Source organism: Jezberella sp., assembly GCF_964834465.1.
In genome coordinates, this window is the sequence record NZ_CBAZRM010000014.1 from 1 (window position 1) to 20,063 (window position 20,063).

Here is a 20,063-nt window from a genome sequence, read left to right on the forward strand (position 1 = left end):
TCTAAGCGGGAAACTCGCCTTGAGATGAGATTTCCCTGGGGGTTCAACCCCCCTGAAGGGTCGTGGAAGACTACCACGTTGATAGGTCGGGTGTGGAAGTCCAGTAATGGATTAAGCTAACCGATACTAATTGCCCGTAAGGCTTGATCCTATAACCCTACAGGTTATGGTGCTGAGACTGACTCGCATGCGGCGCATCGCAAGATGCAAAACAAGCGTGACAGATTGAAGCGTTCAAGTGTCGTTCGAATCCTGAGATATGGATTCACACGCAAAGCAGTATGAAAGAAATTATGCAGTCGTTGATTACAACCAGCGACGTTATCAAAGACAGTCTAACGACAGTCTAGACACACACACCAAACAAACACACCGTTTTGCTTCTTCCCAGATTGGAGATGTTGATCATCACCACACGCCCGAGCCCCTCAAGTGGGCCGCGTCTGGCGAGCGTCAACCTCTCAACAAGCTACGCTTGACGACCATAGCGAGGTGGTCCCACCCCTTCCCATCCCGAACAGGACCGTGAAACACCTTAGCGCCGATGATAGTGGACGTACGTCTGTGAAAGTAGGTCATCGTCAAGCTCTTACCCCTCAAACCCCCGTCTGCCAAAAGCAGGCGGGGGTTTGTCTTTGGGCAAAGCAAACAGGTAAACGCTGATCACCCTGCGCTCGCATCGAAAAGATCAATCTTTGTTCAATGAGCGCCAGCTGACTCGCGGCATTACTTTATGTGTGTCGATACTGTCTTTGTACGACTCGATCACCTTCAACATATCTGTAATGACCTCTGTCGTTAACAAATGAGGCACCAAACCCATATCGGTCAGACCTTGATGGGAAGCGTTGTAGTAATGACTTTCTAATTCGTTTCTAGGGTTGGTGATGGCGTTGATTTCGACCTTCAGCCCCATTTGCTTTGCTGCAAGCACGACCTTTTTGGCAAGTTCGTTGACAGAGAATAGCTCAGTGAACTGATTAAGTATTCTCAATTGACCAGATTCAATGGGTTGGCTCGCAGCAAGTTCGAGGCATTGCAGGGTATCTTTAATATTAATGTACCCTCGGGTTTGTCCGCCCGAGCCATACACTGTCAAAGGGATGCCCGCGACGGCTTGAACCAAAAATCGGTTTAATACAGTACCAAAGATGTCGTCATAATGAAAATTCGGCAGTAACCGCGGATCTTGTTGGCTTTCATCGGTCAGCAGGCCGTAAACGGGGCCTTGCATTAGATCAGTTACTCGCAGACCATAGGATCTGACATAGAACCAAAGTAAGTCAGTATCCAGAATTTTTGTCGTATGGTAGAGCGACCCTGCCTGCCTAGGGAACAGAAACTTGTCAGTCCTTCCCTTGTGCTCAATATCGATCCAACCTTCTTCGATATCTATGTTTGGGGTACCGTATTCACCCATCGTACCGAGCTTGATAATGTGACACGCTGGGGCGTGCTGAATGACGGACCAAATGACATTGAAAGTTGTCTGAAGATTGTTATCAAATGTCGTTTTAGCTTCGGTGAAACCCCGCATAGAGTAGGGCGCTGAGGGCTGCTCTGCATAGTGAATCAGTACGTCAGGTTTCGTTCGTTCAACGATTGTGCCAAGTGCCGTGGCATCTGTGCAATCTTGTATCTGAACGTCAATATTCTGTTGACTTAAGGCTCTGAATATCCGTGCGCGCTCAATAAGATCTGGGGTTTCAATCAGTGCTTCAGACTGTGTTTGCCTAGCCAGCGTTCGTCTTAAGTAGTTATCAACCACGGTGACACGATGTCTTTTGCTAGCGAAACGCATAGCGGTTGGCCATCCTAGATAACCGTCACCCCCTAGGATCAATACATTCATAGAATCCGATTTTTGATGAGATACAACCGTAACTCTTCTTTCGTTAACGGTCTACCAAGATTGGAGCTATAAGGATGCTCAACCGAGGTATTCAAGGCACCAGCATATTGATAACTAATATTTTGATAGACGGAAGTGAAGGCCGGCTTGATGACATAGTATTTCTTTAATTCGATAGAGCGTCGCGTTTCGTCGCTACTTAACAGTTCTTCATAAAGCTTTTCACCCGCTTGTGCACCGATGTTTTTGATTTTGATTTTCTTTGGATCGTGGCCATAAATTGGTGCAAGCTCTTCGATCATCACCTGTGCCAAATCCTGGATAGTAATGATAGGCATTTTGGTGACAAAAACTTCACCACCTTGAGCCGCTTTCATCGCGTTCATCATTAAGTGAATTGACTCGGCCGGCGTCATGACAAATCGGGTCATCTGACTGTCGGTCAGCGTGACTGGCCCACCGGCGGCAATTTGTGCCTTGAATATCGGGACAACCGATCCGTGTGATCCCAGCACGTTGCCAAACCTGACTGACGAGAAGACGGGGCCGTTGACGTGTTTGTGCGAGCTGATCGCCGTTACTAATCGTTCGCCCAGCAGCTTGGTCGTCCCCATTACGTTTGTTGGGTTGACGGCCTTGTCAGATGATGTGAACAAAAACCGCTCAACGCTCCTGCTATTGACCGCGGCTTCAATGACGTTTTGCAACCCCATAATGTTGGTACTGACAGCATCTCGTGGAGAGCGTTCAGATAATAAAACATGTTTTAAAGCCGCCGTATGAAAGATATGCTGCATTCCTCTAAATTGATAGAGCATTTTTTCTCTATCCCGTATATCACCAAGGATGATATCGACGTGATCCATCTTGCGATACTTTTCGAATAGAGTGGCAACACCGCTTTCATCCTGATCAATGCCGCGGATGGACGCTGGCTTCTGGGGGATCAGTTGCTTGATGAGCTCTTGGCCAATTGTGCCGCAGACGCCCGTGATAAAAATATGCTTGTCTGTAAAAATACTAGGCATGTAGTCGCTACGAAATTCAACGGAACAGAGTGTAGACCGTCTCCAGCCTAGTATGTCCCAGCTTTTAGTGCCTAGGTGATACCTTGCACGACCATTTATTTCAATTGGTTACGCAAATACTTTTTAAGCTATTTTTCAGTGCTGTGCCGACAACAGAAGGGCTGTTTCAAACAGAGGCAAACCGACGACGCCGCTATAGCTGCCAGTCAATTGGGTGATGAAAGAGGCTGCCCGTCCTTGAATGCCGTAAGCACCCGCCTTACCGAACGGTTCGCCCGTTTGTATGTAGTGCTCGATCTGTTCCTGAGTCATCGCAGCAAATGTGACCGTAGAGGTCGAAAGGACACTGCGTATCTTTGTCTCTCTGATCAATACAACCGAGGTATAGACTTGATGCGTTTTACCAGATAGCTTCGATAGAATACGAAACGCGTCCTGAATGTCTGTTGGTTTACCGAGAATTTCGGCGTCAAGCGCAACGGTGGTGTCCGCTGTCAAAATCGGTTTGTCAGCCATTTGTCGTTCGAACACCTGTTCTTTCAACCATGAGGCTGCGAGTTGAGCTTTGCTTAGCGCTGTGCGTTGCACATAGTGGACTGGCGTTTCATTAGGAAAGACAGGTTCATCTTCACCCGGCGGTGGGGGTACCTTCAATACTTCGTGAGGCACACCGATCTGATTCAATAACTCATGTCTCCTTGGGCTCGCAGAGGCTAAGTATATGTTTGGGTAGAGCATGGTGATCAGACGCGGTGATAGGGGTGGTTAGTTAAAATCGACCAGGCCCTGTAGATTTGTTCAATCAGCATTACTCTGACCATCGGGTGAGGCATGGTTAGCGACGACAGCCGTATTTGCTGTTGGCAAATCGATTTGAGATGGGGGTCTAAGCCGTCCGGTCCGCCGATGATCAGGGTGATCGCCTGCCCGTCATCATGCCATTTGCCCAATTGCGCTGCAAAACCGGTCGTCGATAAGTCTTTGCCATGCTCATCTAAGGCAATGTTGACGGTATCCGGTAATAAACAGGCTTGAATGCGCTTTGCCTCAGCAAGCATTAACTGACCGGCCGTTTTGCCAGAGGTTCTCGCTTCGGGTTTAATCTCTTTAAGGGTGACTGACCAATCGGCGGGAAGCCTTTTGATGTAATCGGCCCAAGCCACTTCTACCCAATCGGGCATGCGGTTACCCACGGCGATGATGAGTATTTTCATGCCAACTCAACCTAGCCCAATATCAACGGGTCTGCGGTTTGCTGACTCGGCTAGCTGCGCGACGACCCGTTGGAAGCTCTGGGATCATATTCGGCTCATTATCTTCGTCGTCTGCGTAGGCCATCACGCCTCGATTAGATTCGGGTAAGAGTTTCATCCGAACGGGTTTGCCCCCCCATACTTCTTCTAGGTTGTAATAAGCACGGATGGCGGGTTGCATGATGTGCACGACAATATCGCCAACGTCGACAAGCACCCACTCACCAGTCTCTTCACCCTCAATGGCGATGACTTGAAGGCCGGCACTTTTTACTTTTTCAGCAACGCTTGATGCAAGTGCGCGTGTTTGGCGGTTAGACGTCGCCGATGCAATGATGACTCGATCAAAGAGACTGGTCATGTGCATCGTGTTGTAGACATGAATGTCCTGGGCTTTGACATCCTCCAGTGCGTCTACGACTAAGCGTTGTTGTTTTGTAATATCCATGTAGTGGCGTGTTGTCCAGTTAGGTAGGCAGTTGTTTGTATAAACCGTGGAGAGCAATGTAATTGGCCACTGGGGCAGTAATAAGTCCGCTAGTAGATTGGCCGCGGGCAATCCGTTGTCTGATACCGTTGGCCGACACATCCATCGGGTCGAAACTGAGTTCAAGCAAGTGTTTGTTTTTTAGCGCTAATAATCGAGCCAACTCGTCAGGCGCGATGAGATCAGCCCCTGGCCGCTGCGCGACCACGAGCGTGACTCGCTCGATGATTTCTTGCCAATGGCGCCAAGTGCAAAAATTAACAAGTTGATCGGCACCTAACAACCAAAAATAATCTGGCCCTGCCGGAAGTGCGTCAAGTGTCTCGATTGTATACGTTGGGCCATTTCTGTTAATTTCAATCGGGTTGATCACCAAACCAGGCGTTTGACCAACCGCTAGCTCGAGCATCGCCATTCTTTGCGAGGGAGAAGCCCCGAGCGGTGCTCTTTGCCAAGGTTGACCGGCCGGAATGAGTTGCACCTGGTGTAGTGACAACGTCGCCAGTGCGGTGCGTGCCAACGCCAAATGAGCACTGTGCACGGGATCGAAGCTACCCCCAAATAGACCAATTCGGGTCATAGCCAATCGCGCGGGGTTAGAAACGCATTCAAAGCGGCTTCTCTGCTGTCCGGTGCGGCGTGCCAATCGTATTTCCAGCTGGCGTTGGGTGGCATCGAGAGTAAGATCGATTCTGTACGCCCACCCGATTGCAAGCCAAATAACGTTCCTCGGTCGAACACCAGATTGAACTCGACGTATCGGCCTCGGCGATAGGCTTGAAAATCACGCTCTCGCACAGAATAGGGAAGTACACGCCGTTTTTCGACAATCGGCATGTATGCCGGTATCAGTGCATTACCGACAGATTGTATTAAGGAAAACGACTGGTCAAATCCTAGTTCATTTAAGTCGTCAAAGAAAATGCCGCCGATGCCTCGGGTCTCTTGGCGATGTTTGAGAAAAAAGTATTCGTCGCACCATTTCTTGTAGCGAGGGTAGAGCGCTTCTCCGTAGGGAGCCAAGGCATCATGACACATTTGGTGAAAATGTTTGGCATCGTCCTCAAACGCATAGTAAGGCGTTAAATCCATCCCGCCTCCAAACCAAAAGATATCACTTTGATCAGGGACGTTATCGCTTTTAGCCACAAATAGGCGCACGTTCATGTGGGTTGTCGGGATAAAGGGATTTCGCGGATGCAACACCATCGAGACACCCATTGCCTCCCAAGGGCGTCCGCTTAATTCGGGGCGATGGGCACTGGCTGAGGGGGGGAGTGTTTTGCCCTTGACATGACTAAACAACACACCGGCTCGCTCAAATAGTTCACCGCCTTCGATGAGTCTTGATACACCGCCACCACCTTCATCTCTCACCCAACGGTCGCTTCTGAAGCGTTCAGCACCCGCCTTCTCAAGTTCGACGACGATGTTTTGCTGAAGACTGAGCAGGTAGTCTTTCACGAGGTCGATGTTGATCATCGAATTGACCGTCAATTAATTGTTCTCCAGGGCTCGCCACCCGATGTCGCGTCGATATTGTGCACCAGCGAACGCGATGGCATTCAGGGCCTGATAGGCACGCGACCGTGTCGCCCGGACATTATCATCCAAGGCGGTGACGCATAACACGCGTCCACCCGAGGTGGTTAAATTCCCCTCGCTTAGCGTGGTGCCCGCATGAAACACGATGCAATTGTCTTCATCGCTCGGTATACCAGTGATGAGGTCCCCTAAGCGTGGCGTGTTGGGGTAATTGGCGCTAGCCATCACAACGCCAAGCGCGGTCCGCGGATCCCAATCAATCGTCGCTTGATTCAGGGTGCCTGCGATGGCGTGCTCAAAGACTTCAGATAAATCACTTTTGATTCGAAGCATAATGGGCTGCGTCTCCGGGTCTCCCATTCGGCAATTGAATTCAAGCACTTTGATTGGGCGGGTATGGTCGTTACCGTCACCGATCATCAAGCCTGCGTATAGGAACCCGGTGAATTCAATACCGTCGGCAGCCATCCCTTGAATGGTAGGTTCGATGACCTCCCGCATGATTCGCTCGTGCACGACTGCAGTCACAATTGGCGCCGGTGAATAGGCACCCATCCCACCCGTGTTTGGGCCTTGATCACCGTCGCCTAAACGTTTGTGGTCCTGACTGGTGGCGAGCGGCAAGATATGCTTGCCGTCGCAAAGAACGATAAAACTAGCCTCTTCGCCAAGCAGACATTCTTCGATAACGACGCGTGCACCCGCTGCACCGAGAGAGCCGTCTCCCAGCATGGCGTCGATGGCCTCATGGGCTTGAGTCGTTGATGTGGCGACTACGACGCCTTTGCCGGCCGCCAACCCATCCGCCTTGATCACAATCGGCGCCCCTTGCTTATCAACGTAATGATGTGCAGAGACCGGATCAGTAAAGGTTTGATGGACAGCTGTCGCAATTTGGTGGCGAACTAAAAATTCTTTTGCGAAATCTTTAGAGCTCTCTAATTGAGCGGCTGCTTTCGTCGGACCAAATATCTTGAGCTGTTGACTTCGAAAAACATCGACGATGCCTTTGGCCAGCGGCGCCTCTGGGCCCACCACCGTAAAACTAATGTTCTTGTCCTTGACGAACTCTGCCAGGGCATTCGCGTCAGTAAGGTCGACGTTCGAGGCGCCTTTCATGCTGGCCGTGCCACCATTGCCGGGCGCTACAAAAACGTGACTGACACGGGGTGATTGCAATAAACGCCAAGCTAGCGCGTGTTCACGTCCGCCTGACCCGATGACGAGCAATTTCATGTTGATCAATCCTGTTCGTCAATGAGTGCGTTGCTGTAGACTTCTTGCACATCATCGAGATTTTCAAGCGCATCGAGCAGTTTTCGCATTTTTATGCCGTCGTCACCTGACAGTTCGATTTCGGTCTGAGGTTTCATCACGATATCCGACATTTCAGGTTGCAAGCCTTTTGCGACAAGCGCGGCCTTGACCACGGCATAAGCGGAAGCGGGACAAATCACTTCAACCACGCCTTCCTCGTCGGTGGTGACGTCGTCAGCCCCTGCATCGAGCGCCACTTCCATAATGGCATCTTCAGAGGTACCTGGCGCAAAAATGAATTGGCCACAGTGATTAAACATAAATGCAACTGAGCCCTCTTGACCTAAGTTGCCCCCATGTTTAGAAAATGCATGTCGTACTTCTGCAACTGTTCTCACTCGATTGTCCGTCATGCAATCAACCACCACGGCAACGCCGGTAATACCATAGCCTTCATAACGAATTTCTTCGTAATTGGCACCGTCCGCCCCTCCAGCGCCTCGTGTGATGGCTCGCTGGATATTATCTTTAGGCATGTTGGCATCCATTGCCTTATCCCAAGCCATCCTGAGCCTAGGGTTGGCGTCCGGATCTGCACCACCAGCACGCGCGGCTACGGTGATCTCACGGATGATTTTGGTCCAGAGCTTGCCGCGTTTCGCATCTTGACGGCCTTTGCGGTGCTGGATGTTCGCCCACTTACTGTGTCCTGCCATAATTTTTATTTACTGATCCGCTAATTTTGGTCAAGTGTTCATTTTACCCTGTGGCGATATACACTTGTCGACTGAACAGTTTTGTTTTTTTTCATGTGTCAGGAGCATTCATGAGCAATCTCGTTAAAGCAATCCGTATTGATCAGAACGGTGGTCCCGAAGTCTTGCAAGTTGTCGAAATCGAGGTGCCCGCGCCCGCGGATCATGAAATCACCATCAAGCAGCACGCAATAGGTTTGAACTTCATCGATGTCTACTTTCGCACGGGTTTGTACAAAGCACCTTTGCCGCATGGGCTAGGGTTTGAGGGCGCTGGCGAAGTCATTGCTGTCGGTAAAGCAGCGAAGCGCTTCAAAGTCGGTGATCGAGTGGCTTACGGTCAGAGCCCCTTGGGCGCCTACGCCGAGGTACGTAATGTTCCCGAAGCCCAAGTCGTTGCGATCCCTGACAAAATTAGTTTTGAGCAAGCGGCAGCTATCATGCTCAAAGGGCTGACGGTGCAGTATCTGTTCCGGCAAACGTATCGCTTGCAAGGCGGTGAATCGATTCTGTTTCATGCTGCAGCAGGTGGCGTTGGTTTGATCGCTTGCCAATGGGCCAAAGCGCTCAAGGTTAAGCTGATCGGCACCGTGTCGACACCAGAAAAGGCCGAGCTTGCTAAAGCCCACGGGGCATGGCAGGTGATCGACTATTCAAAAGAAAACGTCGTTGAGCGTGTTGCAGAGCTTACCAAAGGAAAAAAATGTCCTGTCGTTTATGACGGCGTCGGTAAAGATACTTGGGAGACCTCGCTTGATTGTCTGCAACCCAGAGGATTAATGGTGAGTTATGGCAACGCGTCAGGTTCAGTCGAGGGCGTGAATTTGAATATTCTGGCGGCGAAAGGTTCGCTGTTCGTCACCCGTCCCACACTCGGCACGCATGTGAACACAGCAGCCAAAATGCAAGCGGCTGCTGATGAGCTCTTTGATCTGGTGCTTAACAAGAAAATCAAGGTTCGTATCGATCAGCGCTACAAACTTGAGCAAGCCGGCCAAGCTCAGGCAGCCCTCGCATCGAGACAAACAACGGGTGCTACTGTTTTTACGCTTGACTAACTACTGCAATTAAAGCGAACTGCCGAGTATTTTTTTAACGCCGCAGACGCAAAGTCTGCGGTGGTTTCGGTCACTTCGGCTGTGCGTGCCCGTGTGATCGGCGTTTAGTGCGGCAATGCTCAAGCGCCATGATGATATTGAGTGACTCGTTCAACTTCATTTTTTGAACCAAGCACAACGCCAACTCTTTGATGCAATGAGGTGGGTTGAATGTCCAAAATTCGTTGCTGCCCGTCGGTCGCTGCGCCTCCAGCCTGCTCAACCAGCATACTCATCGGATTTGCTTCGTACATTAACCGCAATTTGCCAGGTTTTCCGGGTTCGCGCGCATCCCACGGATACATGAACACCCCACCGCGCATCAGCAAACGATGCACGTCGGTCACCATCGAGGCGATCCATCGCATATTGAAATCTTTGCCGCGCGGCCCCGTTTTACCTGCCAGGCATTCATCAATGTAGCGCCTTACAGGCGCTGCCCAGTGGCGCATATTCGACATATTAATGGCGAACTCTTTGGTGTCTTCCGGGATAGTAATGTTGTCATGGGTCAGAATCCACGAACCCATTTCACGGTCAAGCGTAAAGCCGACTACTCCATGTCCGATGGTGAGAATCAGCATGGTCTGCGGGCCGTAGACGGCATATCCAGCACAGACTTGCGTCGTCCCTTTTTGTAAAAAATCTTGCTCGGTCACTTCTCTGCCCGATGCATCCGCCGGTGCTCTGAGAACGGAAAAAATGGTTCCGATGGTGACATTGACGTCAATGTTTGACGAACCATCCAATGGGTCAAACAGCAACAAAAACTCGCCTTTAGGATAGCGATTTGGGATAAGGTGGACGGTTTCCATCTCTTCAGACGCCATCGCGGCCAAGTGTCCACCCCATTCGTTAGCTTCGAGCAGAACTTCGTTTGACATCACATCCAGGCGTTTTTGGACTTCGCCTTGGACGTTTTCGGTTTCCAGGCTGCCCAACACGCCACCTAGCGCGCCTTTGCTCACCGCATGGCTGATCGTTTTGCAAGCGCGCGAAACGATCTCGATTAAAAGCCTGACTTCTGGCCCCAACGCTTGCGCGGCACGCTGTTGTTCGACGAGGTACTGAGTAAGTGTTTTGCGTTTCATTGGCTATTTTGATCTATCGGAGTGAGTCTTATACGTGGAGTTTAAAGTGCGATTGCTTTGCTAACGATCTCTAGTGTATTGCGAGATAGGCCCGGTTGCGAAGCAACATATTGAAGCTTTTCAAGCATGGCTGTCCTCGGTTCAGTGGCAAAACGTCCCCAGAGATCCATGACTCGTGCCAGTCTGGCGGCTATTTCTGGATTGATCTTATCGAGCGCAAGTACCTGCTCCGCCCAAAATGCGTACCCGGCACCACTGGAGGCGTGAAATCCTTTTGTATTTTGTGAACAGAACGCAAAAATCACTGATCGTGCTCTGTTGGGATTTTTGAGGGTGAATGAAGGATGCTGCATCAGTGTGTTGATATGCGTGACAGTGGCGACAGGGTTAGTCGCTTGTACTGAAAACCATTTATCCAGCACCAGTGGTTGCTGATGCCACCTGCGATAGAAGTCCTCAAGCGCCGCGTCCTGATATTGGTTGGTCGATCCGTGCACGAGGCAGCTAAGGGCGCCCAGGCGGTCAGTCATGTTCGTGGCGTTGTCATACTGCTGCTTGGCAAGTGCGGCGCCATGGGTTGCATCGCCAGACATCAAATAACTCAGCGCCAGATTTTTTAATGAACGTTTGCCCGCCGACAAGGGATCAGGACTGTATGTGCCGGGCGTTTGATGATTCGCATAAATACAGTCCAATTCGTCGGCAAGAGATTGACCAATTTCTTTTCTCAAATGGTCGCGGGCCGTGACCACGGCCAGTGGATCTATGACTACCATTCGTTCAAGCAAGGTCTTTTCACTCGGCATCGTCATCGCCCGTGCACGATAACCAGCGTCAAGCGTTGGGTCACTCGCCAGTGTTTTCCATACATCCAATATCGCGGGGCTGGCAGCAAGCGGTTGTTCGTGTCGACGCCAATGCTCGGCAGACTTCAGTAGATGACGAGTCGCCAGTTCTTGTCCCGCTTCCCAGCGCGCGAATGGGTTCGTGTCAAAAGCGGACAGCACGCATAGGTCTTGCTCACTGTAATCGTAATCGATGATAACGGGTGCAGAGAAGTCCCGTAGCAACGAAGGAATAGCATGCACGGCCTGACTCTTGAATGTCCACGTCTGACGCTGGGTGGTCAGTTCGAGCATTTTTGTCTCTGTGACCCCGTCTTTGTCTTCTAGCAATACGGGCTGACCGCGTGCGTCTAAAGCACCAAATTTAATTGGAATGTGAAAATCTTCTTTTTGCAAGGCTCGCTGCTTTTCAACACCAACAGGCGGGCAGCTTTGTGCTAGCGTGATGGAGAGCGTTTGGTTGGTGGCATTCGTGGTGAGAGTCGCAGCGACACGTGGTGTACCAGCCTGGCGATACCAGCGGCGAAACACCTCGAGCGATTGCTCTGGTTTGCTTTTCACATACGCGAATTCCATTGCATCGACAAAGTCGTCGCAAGTGACGGCTTGACCATCATGCCGTCGAAAATATTCGTCCATCCCGGCTCTGAACACCTTCTCGCCAAGCAGCGTATGCAACATACGAATCACTTCAGATCCCTTTTCGTACACCGTTGCCGTGTAGAAATTACTGATCGACTGATAGCTCTCAGGTCGAATGGGATGCGCCATTGGCCCGCTATCCTCTGGAAACTGAGCGGTTCTCAGCGTAATGACATCGTCTATCAGTTTCGTTGCGCGTGCGCTTTTCGCTTCTCTGTCGGATAAACCGCTTGCCATCATGTCAGCCGTGAATTCGTGATCCCTGAAAACGGTCAATCCTTCTTTGAGACTGAGCTGAAACCAATCCCGGCAAGTCACTCGATTACCCGTCCAGTTGTGAAAGTATTCATGTCCAATCACTGCTTCGATGCCTTGGTAGTTGACATCGGTTGCCGTCTCTGGGTCTGCTAAGACATAAGCCGCGTTGAAAACGTTAAGGCCTTTGTTCTCCATGGCCCCCATGTTGAAATCACGAGCGGCGACTATCATGAAACGGTCGAGATCAAGCTCAAGGCCAAAACGCTGTTCGTCCCATTGCACTGATCTAACGAGTGAATCCATGGCCCAACTGGTTTGGTTGAGTGTCCCGGGGTCGCTGTAGATTTGCAGCAAAACTGGTTTGCCGCTTTGGGTATACATGTTGTGTTCACGACAATCGAAAACCCCGGCGACAAGGGCAAATAAGTAGGAAGGCTTTGGAAATGGATCATGCCAAACGGCCTCGTGGCGGCCGTGCTCTATCTCTCGAACTGAAACTAGGTTGCCGTTTGAGAGCAGCGTTGGATAAGCTTGTTTGTCAGCACGGACAGTGACGGTAAAGATGGACATCACGTCTGGACGATCCGCAAACCAAGTGATTTTTCTGAACCCCTCGGCCTCGCATTGGGTGAAAAAGCTGTTGCCCGATACATACAGACCCATCAAACTGCTGTTCGCAGACGGACAGCAGCTGCCCACAATTTCGAGCTCACCGTGAGCCGGAAACCTCGGTATCGTCAGCGTTTCACCGGTCAGCACATATTGCGTTTGATCAAGCACTTCACCATTTAAGACAAGCCGCTCAAGCGAGAGATCCTGACCATTTAAGACTAGCGGCTCATCCTGACTTGCTTGGCTTCGTCGCTGGACGACTAAGAGGGTTTTGATGGTGGTCTGATCGGGCCGCAGATCGATCTCTAGCTCGACGGTGGGGATGACAAACGGAAACGGTTGGTAATCGCCTCGGTAGATGGTCTTGCTGTCGTTGCTATGCATGACTAAATCAGAAACAGTTGACGAGATTGACCGGACTTTTCCGCTTCTAGAATCCAAAGTGGTGCTTTGCCACGACCTGTCCAAAGCGCACCTGTGGCAGGGTTGCGATATTTGGCGGCGACCGGTTTTCTGGGTCGGTCAGACTTGACAGACTTTGCCAGGGGAGCAGTCTGCGCCTCAATCGCAGCGTTGGCAAACGCCTGGCTCACCTCTTCTGGTGAAATGTCATATTCTTTCATAGACTTTAAAATAGCTGCGAGCACAGGTTTGCGACGTTTTGCTTGAAGCAATAAGGCCTGTTTCTGCAGTTTTGCGATATTTTTCTGAAGTTTGGCTTGTTGCGATGCGTAAGAGAGTTTGTTCATTGAAGACCTACTGAGGTAAATGAAGCACTGGATTCAATAATATGTATTAAATATGTCTTAATGGTTTTTCGGATCGATCAATCTTTCATGCGGCGTTTTTTCGATGGTGTTAAATGATTAAATATTCTGTCAAATAATCATTGAAAATTTAGATTTAAACCAATTATATGATGTGAATAATTTTGAGTCTCGATGTAATAAAAAATTACAATTTCAATATTTATTATTTAAATGTTTCATTTTTAATGAACAGAGGCGTCATCCATGCAAAATAAATTTGAAGTCGCTGCTATACAAATGGTGACAAGTACGTCCCTCAGCGATAATCTGGCTACCGCTGGGCATTTGATTGAACAAGCGGTGGATGCCGGCGCGAAGCTGGTGACGCTACCAGAGTATTTTTGTTTACTAGGACAAAAAGAGACGGACAAACTTGCCATCGCTGAAGCCGATGGTGTGGGGCCTATCCAGGATTTTTTAGCTGAAATTTCCTCTAGACTCAATATCTGGTTGGCGGCAGGCAGCATCCCACTAAAAACGAGTGATCCTAATCGCGTATTTAATACTCAACTGGTTTTTAATCCTGCGGGTGAACAAGTTATCCGCTACGATAAAGTTCATTTATTTAGTTTCACGCGCGGTGAAGAGAGTTACGACGAATCTCGCGCGATAGAGCCGGGGCGTGACATTAAAATCTTTGATTGTGAGCTAGGTCGAATCGGATTGTCGATTTGTTACGATCTGCGGTTTCCAGAAATGTATCGGGCGATGGGGCCAGTCGATCTGCTGTTGGTACCGTCGGCGTTCACCTATACCACCGGGCGGGCGCACTGGGAGATCCTCTTGAGAGCGCGTGCAATCGAGAATCAGACCTATGTTCTCGCCGCCGCACAAGGTGGCGTGCATCAAAACGGTCGTAGAACGTGGGGGCATTCTATGCTAATCGATCCCTGGGGTGACGTGCTGAGCGTTTTGCCAGAGCACGAAGGGGTAGTAAGCGGTACCATTGACCCTCAGCGTCTGTCCGATATTCGACAGTCGCTTCCAGCACTTAAACATCGAATTTTTAATCAAAAAACGACATGACTCTGACGAATCCTTCGATCTCCGCGTTGGCAACTGCGAAAAGCGTTTTACTTGACCCCTGGGGATTGACCGAGACAGACATGGCACGTGCGCTCGGCGAAATTTTCACCCACAAGGTTGACTACGCTGATTTGTACTTTCAGTACACCCGAAGCGAGGGTTGGAGCCTGGAAGAAGGCATTGTAAAGACGGGTAGTTTTTCAATTGGGCAGGGCGTTGGGGTGCGAGCCGTCGCGGGTGAAAAGACGGCTTTCGCCTATTCAGACGCACTATCTGGCGATGCACTGTTGAATTCTGCACGAGCAGTGCGTGAGATCGCGCGTCAAGGGGCTGGCAAGATTCATGTGCCTGCGTACAAAGACGAGGGCAATGCCCGAGCGCTTTATCAGCCGATCGATCCGTTGACGACCTTGACGGCGCCAGAGAAGGTGGCGTTGCTCGAGCGGCTTGAAAAAATGGCGCGCGCCAAAGATCCGCACGTCATTCAGGTGATGGCAGGTCTGGGTATGGAATACGACGTGATTATGGTCGCCGGCAGCGACGGCCGATTAGCCGCCGATGTGCGACCGCTGGTGCGGCTATCCCTGACGGTTATTGTCGAGCGTCAGGGGCGACGGGAAACAGGTCATGCGGGTGGTGGTGGCCGAACCGGATTGTCTTATTTCACCGATGATGTGCTGCGGTTTTACGTAGAGCGAGCCGTCCACGAAGCAATGACGAACCTCGATTCCAGACCTGCCCCCGCAGGCGAGATGACGGTCGTCTTAGGCAGCGGCTGGCCAGGCATCTTGTTGCACGAAGCGGTGGGCCACGGGCTCGAAGGTGACTTTAACCGCAAGGGCTCCAGTGTCTTTTCTGGCAAAGTTGGACAGCAAGTGGCGTCCAAAGGTGTCACTGTGATTGACGATGGCACGATTGCAGATCGCCGCGGGTCCTTAAATATCGACGATGAAGGTAATCCAACACAAAAGAACGTCTTGATAGAAGACGGCGTGTTACGCGGATATATGCAAGACGTGACCAATGCGCGTCTAATGAAGACCGGTGTGACGGGCAACGGGCGACGTGAATCCTTCGCTCATTTGCCCATGCCCCGAATGACCAACACTTTCATGTTAGCTGGGGATAAAGATCCCAAAGAAATTATCGCCTCCGTGAAGAAAGGCCTGTATGCCGTTAATTTTGGCGGAGGGCAAGTGGACATTACCAGTGGTAAGTTTGTCTTCTCGGCTTCCGAGGCCTATATGATCGAAAACGGTAAAGTGACCTATCCCGTCAAAGGGGCGACGTTGATTGGCAACGGGCCTGATGCGATGAACCGTGTCGAGATGATCGGTAACGATTTGTCGCTCGACAGTGGGGTAGGGACATGTGGCAAAGAAGGGCAAAGCGTACCCGTGGGTGTCGGTATGCCAACCTTGCGCATGGAAGGCCTGACGGTCGGCGGTACCGCTTAACAAATACAACAAACCATGATTGATTTAGAACTGGAGTAATTTTTGTGTCACATAATACCGACGACTTGCGTATCAAAGAAATCAAAGAGTTAGCTCCTCCATCCCACGTTATGCGCGAGTTTCCTTGTAGTTCTGAGGTGGCCGAACTGGTTACTGAAAGTCGAAATGCCTTGCACCGTATCCTTCACGGGATGGATGACCGCTTGATTCTCGTCATCGGGCCATGTTCGATCCATGACCCCGTTGCTGCAGTGGATTATGCAAAGCGACTAAAGGCCAAGCGAGATGAGTACAAAGGTGAACTCGAAATTCTGATGAGGGTTTATTTTGAAAAGCCCCGGACAACGGTTGGGTGGAAAGGTTTGATTAATGATCCCGACATGGATTCAAGTTTCAATATCAACAAAGGTTTGCGGATTGCTCGTGGTCTATTGAGCGAAGTCAACGGCATGGGTCTGCCTGCCGGTTGTGAATTTCTCGATATGATTACGCCGCAATATATTGCAGATTTAGTCTCCTGGGGGGCCATCGGCGCACGGACAACTGAGAGTCAAATCCATCGCGAACTGGCTTCTGGCCTGTCTTGTCCGGTAGGCTTTAAAAACGGCACCGATGGCAATATCAAAATCGCCGTTGATGCGATGAAAGCAGCCTCATCGCCTCATCACTTTTTGTCGGTCACCAAAGGCGGTCACTCGGCCATCGTGTCCACCGCAGGCAATGAAGACTGTCACGTCATTCTGCGCGGTGGTAAAACGACCAATTATGATGCGGCAAGTGTTCAGGCGGCAGCTGACGATTTAGGTAAAGCCGGTTTGGCGCCTCGCCTGATGATAGACACGAGCCATGCAAACAGTAGCAAAAAGCCCGAAAATCAACCCCTGGTGTGCGATGACGTAGCCCGTCAGATCGAGGCAGGTGAGACCCGTATTGTTGGCTTGATGGTTGAAAGCAATCTCGTCGCTGGCAGGCAAGATATGGTACCCGGTCAACCGCTTGTTTACGGTCAGAGCGTTACCGATGGCTGTATTGACTGGGATAGCTCTTTGCAGGTGATCGAGAGACTCGCCACTGCGGTGCGTGAGCGTCGACGGATTCAAGCCACCAAAAGCGAATAAGGACGATTCCCCATGAACGCACCTCATCATTTTCAAGTGCTTCGTAAACCTCTACCGGTCGACATGGCGGCAGAGTTGCAACGGTTATTTGGTGATCGGTTTTCGACAGGCCAAGCCGTGCGTGAGCATCACGGAAAGGATGAATCCGCCTACCCCTCGATGCTGCCGGATGCAGTGGTGTTTGCGTTGACGACCGATGAAGTGGTGGCCGTAGTGACGCTGTGCAATCAGTTTCAGGTGCCTTTGATTCCCTTCGGGGCTGGGTCGTCGCTTGAAGGACATTTGCTCGCCATCGAAGGCGGGATCAGTCTGGATTTAAGCGGGATGAATCAACTCATCTCTCTTGATGCCGAAGATCAAACGGTGACAGTTCAGCCAGGTCTGACGCGTAAACAGTTAAATGAGCAAATTCGTGACTCGGGTTTGTTTTTCCCCATCGATCCCGGTGCAGATGCATCATTGGGGGGAATGGCCTCGACTCGAGCGTCGGGAACCAACGCGGTGAGATACGGCACGATGCGAGAAAATGTCGTTTCGTTGACCGTCGTGACGGCGCAAGGCAAAGTCATCAGAACATCGCGTCGTGCGCGTAAATCCTCGGCAGGCTACGATCTGACCCGTTTGTTTGTCGGAAGTGAGGGGACACTCGGTGTCATCACCGAGGTGACAGTGAAGCTATACCCCCAACCCGAGGCAGTCAGCGCAGCAGTCTGTAACTTCCCGTCCGTGCATGACGCGGTTCAATGTGTGATTCAAGCCATTCAAATTGGGGTTCCGCTTGCTCGCGTTGAATTAATGGATACGGCAGCCGTGCACGCCAGTAATCGATACAGCAAATTGACGCTGCGTGAGACGCCGTTGTTGCTCTTCGAATTTCATGGCAGCGAGACGAGCGTCAAAGAGCAAGCTGAAATGGTGCAAGAGCTGGCGAAAGAGTGCGGTGGGATGGACTTTGATTGGGCGGATCGCACCGAGGATCGCAATCGTTTGTGGACAGCGCGTCACAATGCATACTTCGCTGGCTTGCAGTTACGGCCAGGATGTAAGGCGAGCACCACCGATGTATGCGTGCCGATCTCTCGTCTGGCGCAGTGCATTGATGAGACGACCGCTGAGCTTGAGCAGGCGAGCTTTCCGACCACCATTGTCGGCCACGTCGGTGACGGAAATTTTCATGTCCTCATGCTGCTGGATCCGAATGATGCAGATCAGTGGGAAGAGTCCGAGCGAATCAATCAGAGCATCGTGCGTCGCGCAATCGAGATGGATGGCACCTGCACAGGTGAGCACGGCATCGGCCTCCATAAAATTCAGTTCATGGCGCTAGAGCACGGCGAGGATGCACTAGATTTAATGCGAACCATCAAGCGATCGTTTGATCCCAATAATATTCTGAATCCAGGAAAGATTATCGAGCTGGAGTTCGTCAAATGAACGCGTTGACTGATGCTGGATTGCTTACCTCTCCTGCTGTGGATCCAGCGACAGTGATCGCAGCGCTGTTAAAGGTGCTGCCAGCCCATTGCGTCTTAAGTCGGCAAGAAGACACCCGTCCGTATGAATGCGATGGGTTGTCGCTCTACCGATCATTGCCGATGGCTGTCGCTTTGCCTGAAACAGAAAAGCAGATTCAGGATGTGCTGATGACGTGTCGCAGGCTCAACGTCCCCGTGGTCGCACGAGGTGCAGGTACTGGTTTATCCGGTGGTGCCATGCCTCACGCGCATGGCGTTTTGCTGGGTTTAGCAAAGCTGAACAAGATCAAGCATATTGATCCCCAGGCGGCGATCGCCGTGGTCGAGCCAGGCGTTCGCAATCTTGCCGTGTCTGAGGCAGTTGCACCCTACGGCCTCTATTACGCACCGGATCCGTCGAGCCAAATCGCCTGCACCATTGGTGGCAATGTCGCTGAAAACTCAGGCGGTGTCCATTGTCTGAAATATGGATTGACCGTGCACAACGTCATGATGGTGCGAATGATCACCATTGACGGCGAAATTGTTGAGCTAGGCTCACTGTCACCCGATAGCTCAGGCCCCGACTTGCTGTCGGTCTTTGTTGGATCGGAGGGCATGCTGGGTGTGGTCACTGAGGTGACTTTGAAGCTAACGCCCAAACCTGCCTTGGCGCGCGTCATCATGGCGAGTTTTGATGACGTTGAGAGCGCTAGCCGCGCGGTGTCGGAAATCATCGCAGCGGGCATTATTCCCGCTGGTCTTGAGATGATGGACAGACAAGCGACTCAAATGGTTGAGCCCTTTGTCAAAGCCGGCTATGACACCTCAGCCGCAGCTATTCTGTTGTGTGAATCCGACGGTACCGTGGAAGAAGTGGCCGATGAGATCGCCAGGATGGAGGCAGTGTTCAGGCACGTTGGCGCAACTAAGCTACAGGTTTCCGATTCTGAGGCGCAACGACTGCTGTTTTGGGCAGGACGAAAAAATGCGTTTCCTGCTGCCGGCCGCGTGTCGCCAGACTACTACTGTATGGATGGGACCATCCCCCGGCACAGTCTGGGTGAGGTGTTAAATGCCATTACCGCCATGGAAAAGCAGTTTAGTTTGCGATGCGCAAACGTTTTTCATGCGGGTGACGGTAACTTGCACCCCTTGATCATGTTCGACTCAAACATCGCAGATGAAGTACAACGTGCCGAAGATTTTGGTGCGGCCATTCTTGAACTCTGCGTGAAAGTGGGGGGTACCATCACGGGCGAGCACGGTGTGGGGATGGAAAAAATCAATCAAATGTGTGTTCAGTTCTCGAGGGACGAGCTTGAGAAGTTCTTGGCCGTTAAGCGGGCGTTTGATCCTGCGACCTTACTCAATCCGGAAAAAGTTGTCCCAACACTTGCCCGTTGCGCCGAGTACGGCAAAATGCATGTGCATGGTGGTGTGTTGCCTTTCGCCGATTTACCCAGATTTTAAGCTT

18 protein-coding genes and 2 rRNA genes are annotated in these 20,063 nt (G+C 51.1%); 8 read left to right on the forward strand and 12 right to left on the reverse strand.

The features are described from left to right. Nucleotides 1–151, forward strand: a 23S ribosomal RNA gene (locus tag AC1W8Y_RS11715); the annotation flags it as partial. 323 nt (nucleotides 152–474) lie between these two features. Beyond that, nucleotides 475–587, forward strand: a 5S ribosomal RNA gene (gene rrf / locus AC1W8Y_RS11720). 101 nt (nucleotides 588–688) lie between these two features. Here rrf and AC1W8Y_RS11725 read toward each other — a convergent pair. The 9 genes from AC1W8Y_RS11725 to AC1W8Y_RS11765 all read right to left on the reverse strand — a co-directional run bounded on the left by AC1W8Y_RS11725 (nucleotide 689) and on the right by AC1W8Y_RS11765 (nucleotide 8,138). After that, nucleotides 689–1,852, reverse strand: coding sequence for an NAD-dependent epimerase/dehydratase family protein (locus AC1W8Y_RS11725; RefSeq protein WP_482014667.1), 1,164 nt, complete (start codon nucleotides 1,850–1,852; stop codon nucleotides 689–691). Beyond that, the gene (locus AC1W8Y_RS11730; RefSeq protein WP_482014668.1) at nucleotides 1,849–2,880 is read right to left on the reverse strand and encodes a polysaccharide biosynthesis protein; all 1,032 of its coding nucleotides are present in this window, start codon (nucleotides 2,878–2,880) and stop codon (nucleotides 1,849–1,851) included. The genes AC1W8Y_RS11725 and AC1W8Y_RS11730 overlap by 4 nt, the downstream gene beginning before the upstream one ends. Nucleotides 2,881–3,015: 135 nt before the next feature. Beyond that, nucleotides 3,016–3,618: a Maf family protein gene (locus AC1W8Y_RS11735; protein WP_482014669.1), complete on the reverse strand. Its 603-nt coding sequence runs from the start codon at nucleotides 3,616–3,618 to the stop codon at nucleotides 3,016–3,018. A 5-nt stretch (nucleotides 3,619–3,623) separates the two neighbouring features. Continuing rightward, nucleotides 3,624–4,094: a 23S rRNA (pseudouridine(1915)-N(3))-methyltransferase RlmH gene (gene rlmH / locus AC1W8Y_RS11740; protein ID WP_482014670.1), complete on the reverse strand. Its 471-nt coding sequence runs from the start codon at nucleotides 4,092–4,094 to the stop codon at nucleotides 3,624–3,626. A gap of 22 nt (nucleotides 4,095–4,116) precedes the next feature. After that, complete coding sequence (rsfS, locus tag AC1W8Y_RS11745) at nucleotides 4,117–4,581, reverse strand: ribosome silencing factor (RefSeq protein WP_482014671.1); 465 nt, start codon at nucleotides 4,579–4,581, stop codon at nucleotides 4,117–4,119. 19 nt (nucleotides 4,582–4,600) lie between these two features. Then, nucleotides 4,601–5,200 carry a nicotinate (nicotinamide) nucleotide adenylyltransferase gene (gene nadD, locus AC1W8Y_RS11750; protein ID WP_482014672.1) on the reverse strand — a complete coding sequence of 200 codons (600 nt, stop codon included), beginning with the start codon at nucleotides 5,198–5,200 and terminating at the stop codon, nucleotides 4,601–4,603. Further along, nucleotides 5,197–6,102, reverse strand: coding sequence for an oxygen-dependent coproporphyrinogen oxidase (gene hemF, locus AC1W8Y_RS11755; RefSeq protein WP_482014754.1), 906 nt, complete (start codon nucleotides 6,100–6,102; stop codon nucleotides 5,197–5,199). The genes nadD and hemF overlap by 4 nt, the downstream gene beginning before the upstream one ends. A 15-nt stretch (nucleotides 6,103–6,117) precedes the next feature. Further along, the gene (gene purD / locus AC1W8Y_RS11760) at nucleotides 6,118–7,401 is read right to left on the reverse strand and encodes a phosphoribosylamine--glycine ligase (protein WP_482014673.1); all 1,284 of its coding nucleotides are present in this window, start codon (nucleotides 7,399–7,401) and stop codon (nucleotides 6,118–6,120) included. 5 nt (nucleotides 7,402–7,406) lie between these two features. Continuing rightward, complete coding sequence (locus AC1W8Y_RS11765; protein ID WP_482014674.1) at nucleotides 7,407–8,138, reverse strand: YebC/PmpR family DNA-binding transcriptional regulator; 732 nt, start codon at nucleotides 8,136–8,138, stop codon at nucleotides 7,407–7,409. Nucleotides 8,139–8,248: 110 nt separating this feature from the next. Between AC1W8Y_RS11765 and AC1W8Y_RS11770 the strand changes: the two genes are divergently transcribed. After that, a complete protein-coding gene (locus tag AC1W8Y_RS11770; RefSeq protein WP_482014675.1) occupies nucleotides 8,249–9,235 on the forward strand; it encodes a quinone oxidoreductase family protein in 987 nt (328 codons plus the stop codon). A gap of 119 nt (nucleotides 9,236–9,354) precedes the next feature. On the opposite strand, the gene AC1W8Y_RS11775 is transcribed toward AC1W8Y_RS11770, so the two are convergent. Genes AC1W8Y_RS11775 through AC1W8Y_RS11785 form a run of 3 tightly spaced genes read right to left on the reverse strand, consistent with a single transcriptional unit; the run spans nucleotide 9,355 to nucleotide 13,471 of the window. Then, on the reverse strand, nucleotides 9,355–10,365 hold the full coding sequence (locus tag AC1W8Y_RS11775; RefSeq protein ID WP_482014676.1) for a class 1 fructose-bisphosphatase: 1,011 nt from the start codon (nucleotides 10,363–10,365) through the stop codon (nucleotides 9,355–9,357). A 41-nt stretch (nucleotides 10,366–10,406) separates the two neighbouring features. Then, nucleotides 10,407–13,106: an aminopeptidase N gene (gene pepN, locus AC1W8Y_RS11780; protein WP_482014677.1), complete on the reverse strand. Its 2,700-nt coding sequence runs from the start codon at nucleotides 13,104–13,106 to the stop codon at nucleotides 10,407–10,409. A gap of 2 nt (nucleotides 13,107–13,108) precedes the next feature. Beyond that, nucleotides 13,109–13,471: an H-NS histone family protein gene (locus tag AC1W8Y_RS11785; protein WP_482014678.1), complete on the reverse strand. Its 363-nt coding sequence runs from the start codon at nucleotides 13,469–13,471 to the stop codon at nucleotides 13,109–13,111. 264 nt (nucleotides 13,472–13,735) lie between these two features. Between AC1W8Y_RS11785 and AC1W8Y_RS11790 the strand changes: the two genes are divergently transcribed. From AC1W8Y_RS11790 to AC1W8Y_RS11810, 5 genes are read left to right on the forward strand one after another with little or no spacing between them, the layout of a single operon-like run. Next, complete coding sequence (locus AC1W8Y_RS11790; RefSeq protein ID WP_482014679.1) at nucleotides 13,736–14,557, forward strand: carbon-nitrogen hydrolase family protein; 822 nt, start codon at nucleotides 13,736–13,738, stop codon at nucleotides 14,555–14,557. Continuing rightward, nucleotides 14,554–16,014: a metalloprotease TldD gene (gene tldD, locus AC1W8Y_RS11795; RefSeq protein ID WP_482014680.1), complete on the forward strand. Its 1,461-nt coding sequence runs from the start codon at nucleotides 14,554–14,556 to the stop codon at nucleotides 16,012–16,014. The genes AC1W8Y_RS11790 and tldD overlap by 4 nt, the downstream gene beginning before the upstream one ends. A gap of 44 nt (nucleotides 16,015–16,058) precedes the next feature. Continuing rightward, nucleotides 16,059–17,132, forward strand: a complete 1,074-nt coding sequence (gene aroG, locus AC1W8Y_RS11800) for a 3-deoxy-7-phosphoheptulonate synthase AroG (protein ID WP_482014681.1) — start codon at nucleotides 16,059–16,061, stop codon at nucleotides 17,130–17,132. Nucleotides 17,133–17,144: 12 nt separating this feature from the next. After that, nucleotides 17,145–18,566: an FAD-binding oxidoreductase gene (locus AC1W8Y_RS11805; protein WP_482014682.1), complete on the forward strand. Its 1,422-nt coding sequence runs from the start codon at nucleotides 17,145–17,147 to the stop codon at nucleotides 18,564–18,566. After that, nucleotides 18,563–20,059 (forward strand): FAD-linked oxidase C-terminal domain-containing protein, encoded by a 1,497-nt coding sequence (locus AC1W8Y_RS11810; protein WP_482014683.1) that lies wholly within the window; start codon nucleotides 18,563–18,565, stop codon nucleotides 20,057–20,059. The genes AC1W8Y_RS11805 and AC1W8Y_RS11810 overlap by 4 nt, the downstream gene beginning before the upstream one ends. The last annotated feature ends 4 nt before the right edge of the window (nucleotides 20,060–20,063 follow it).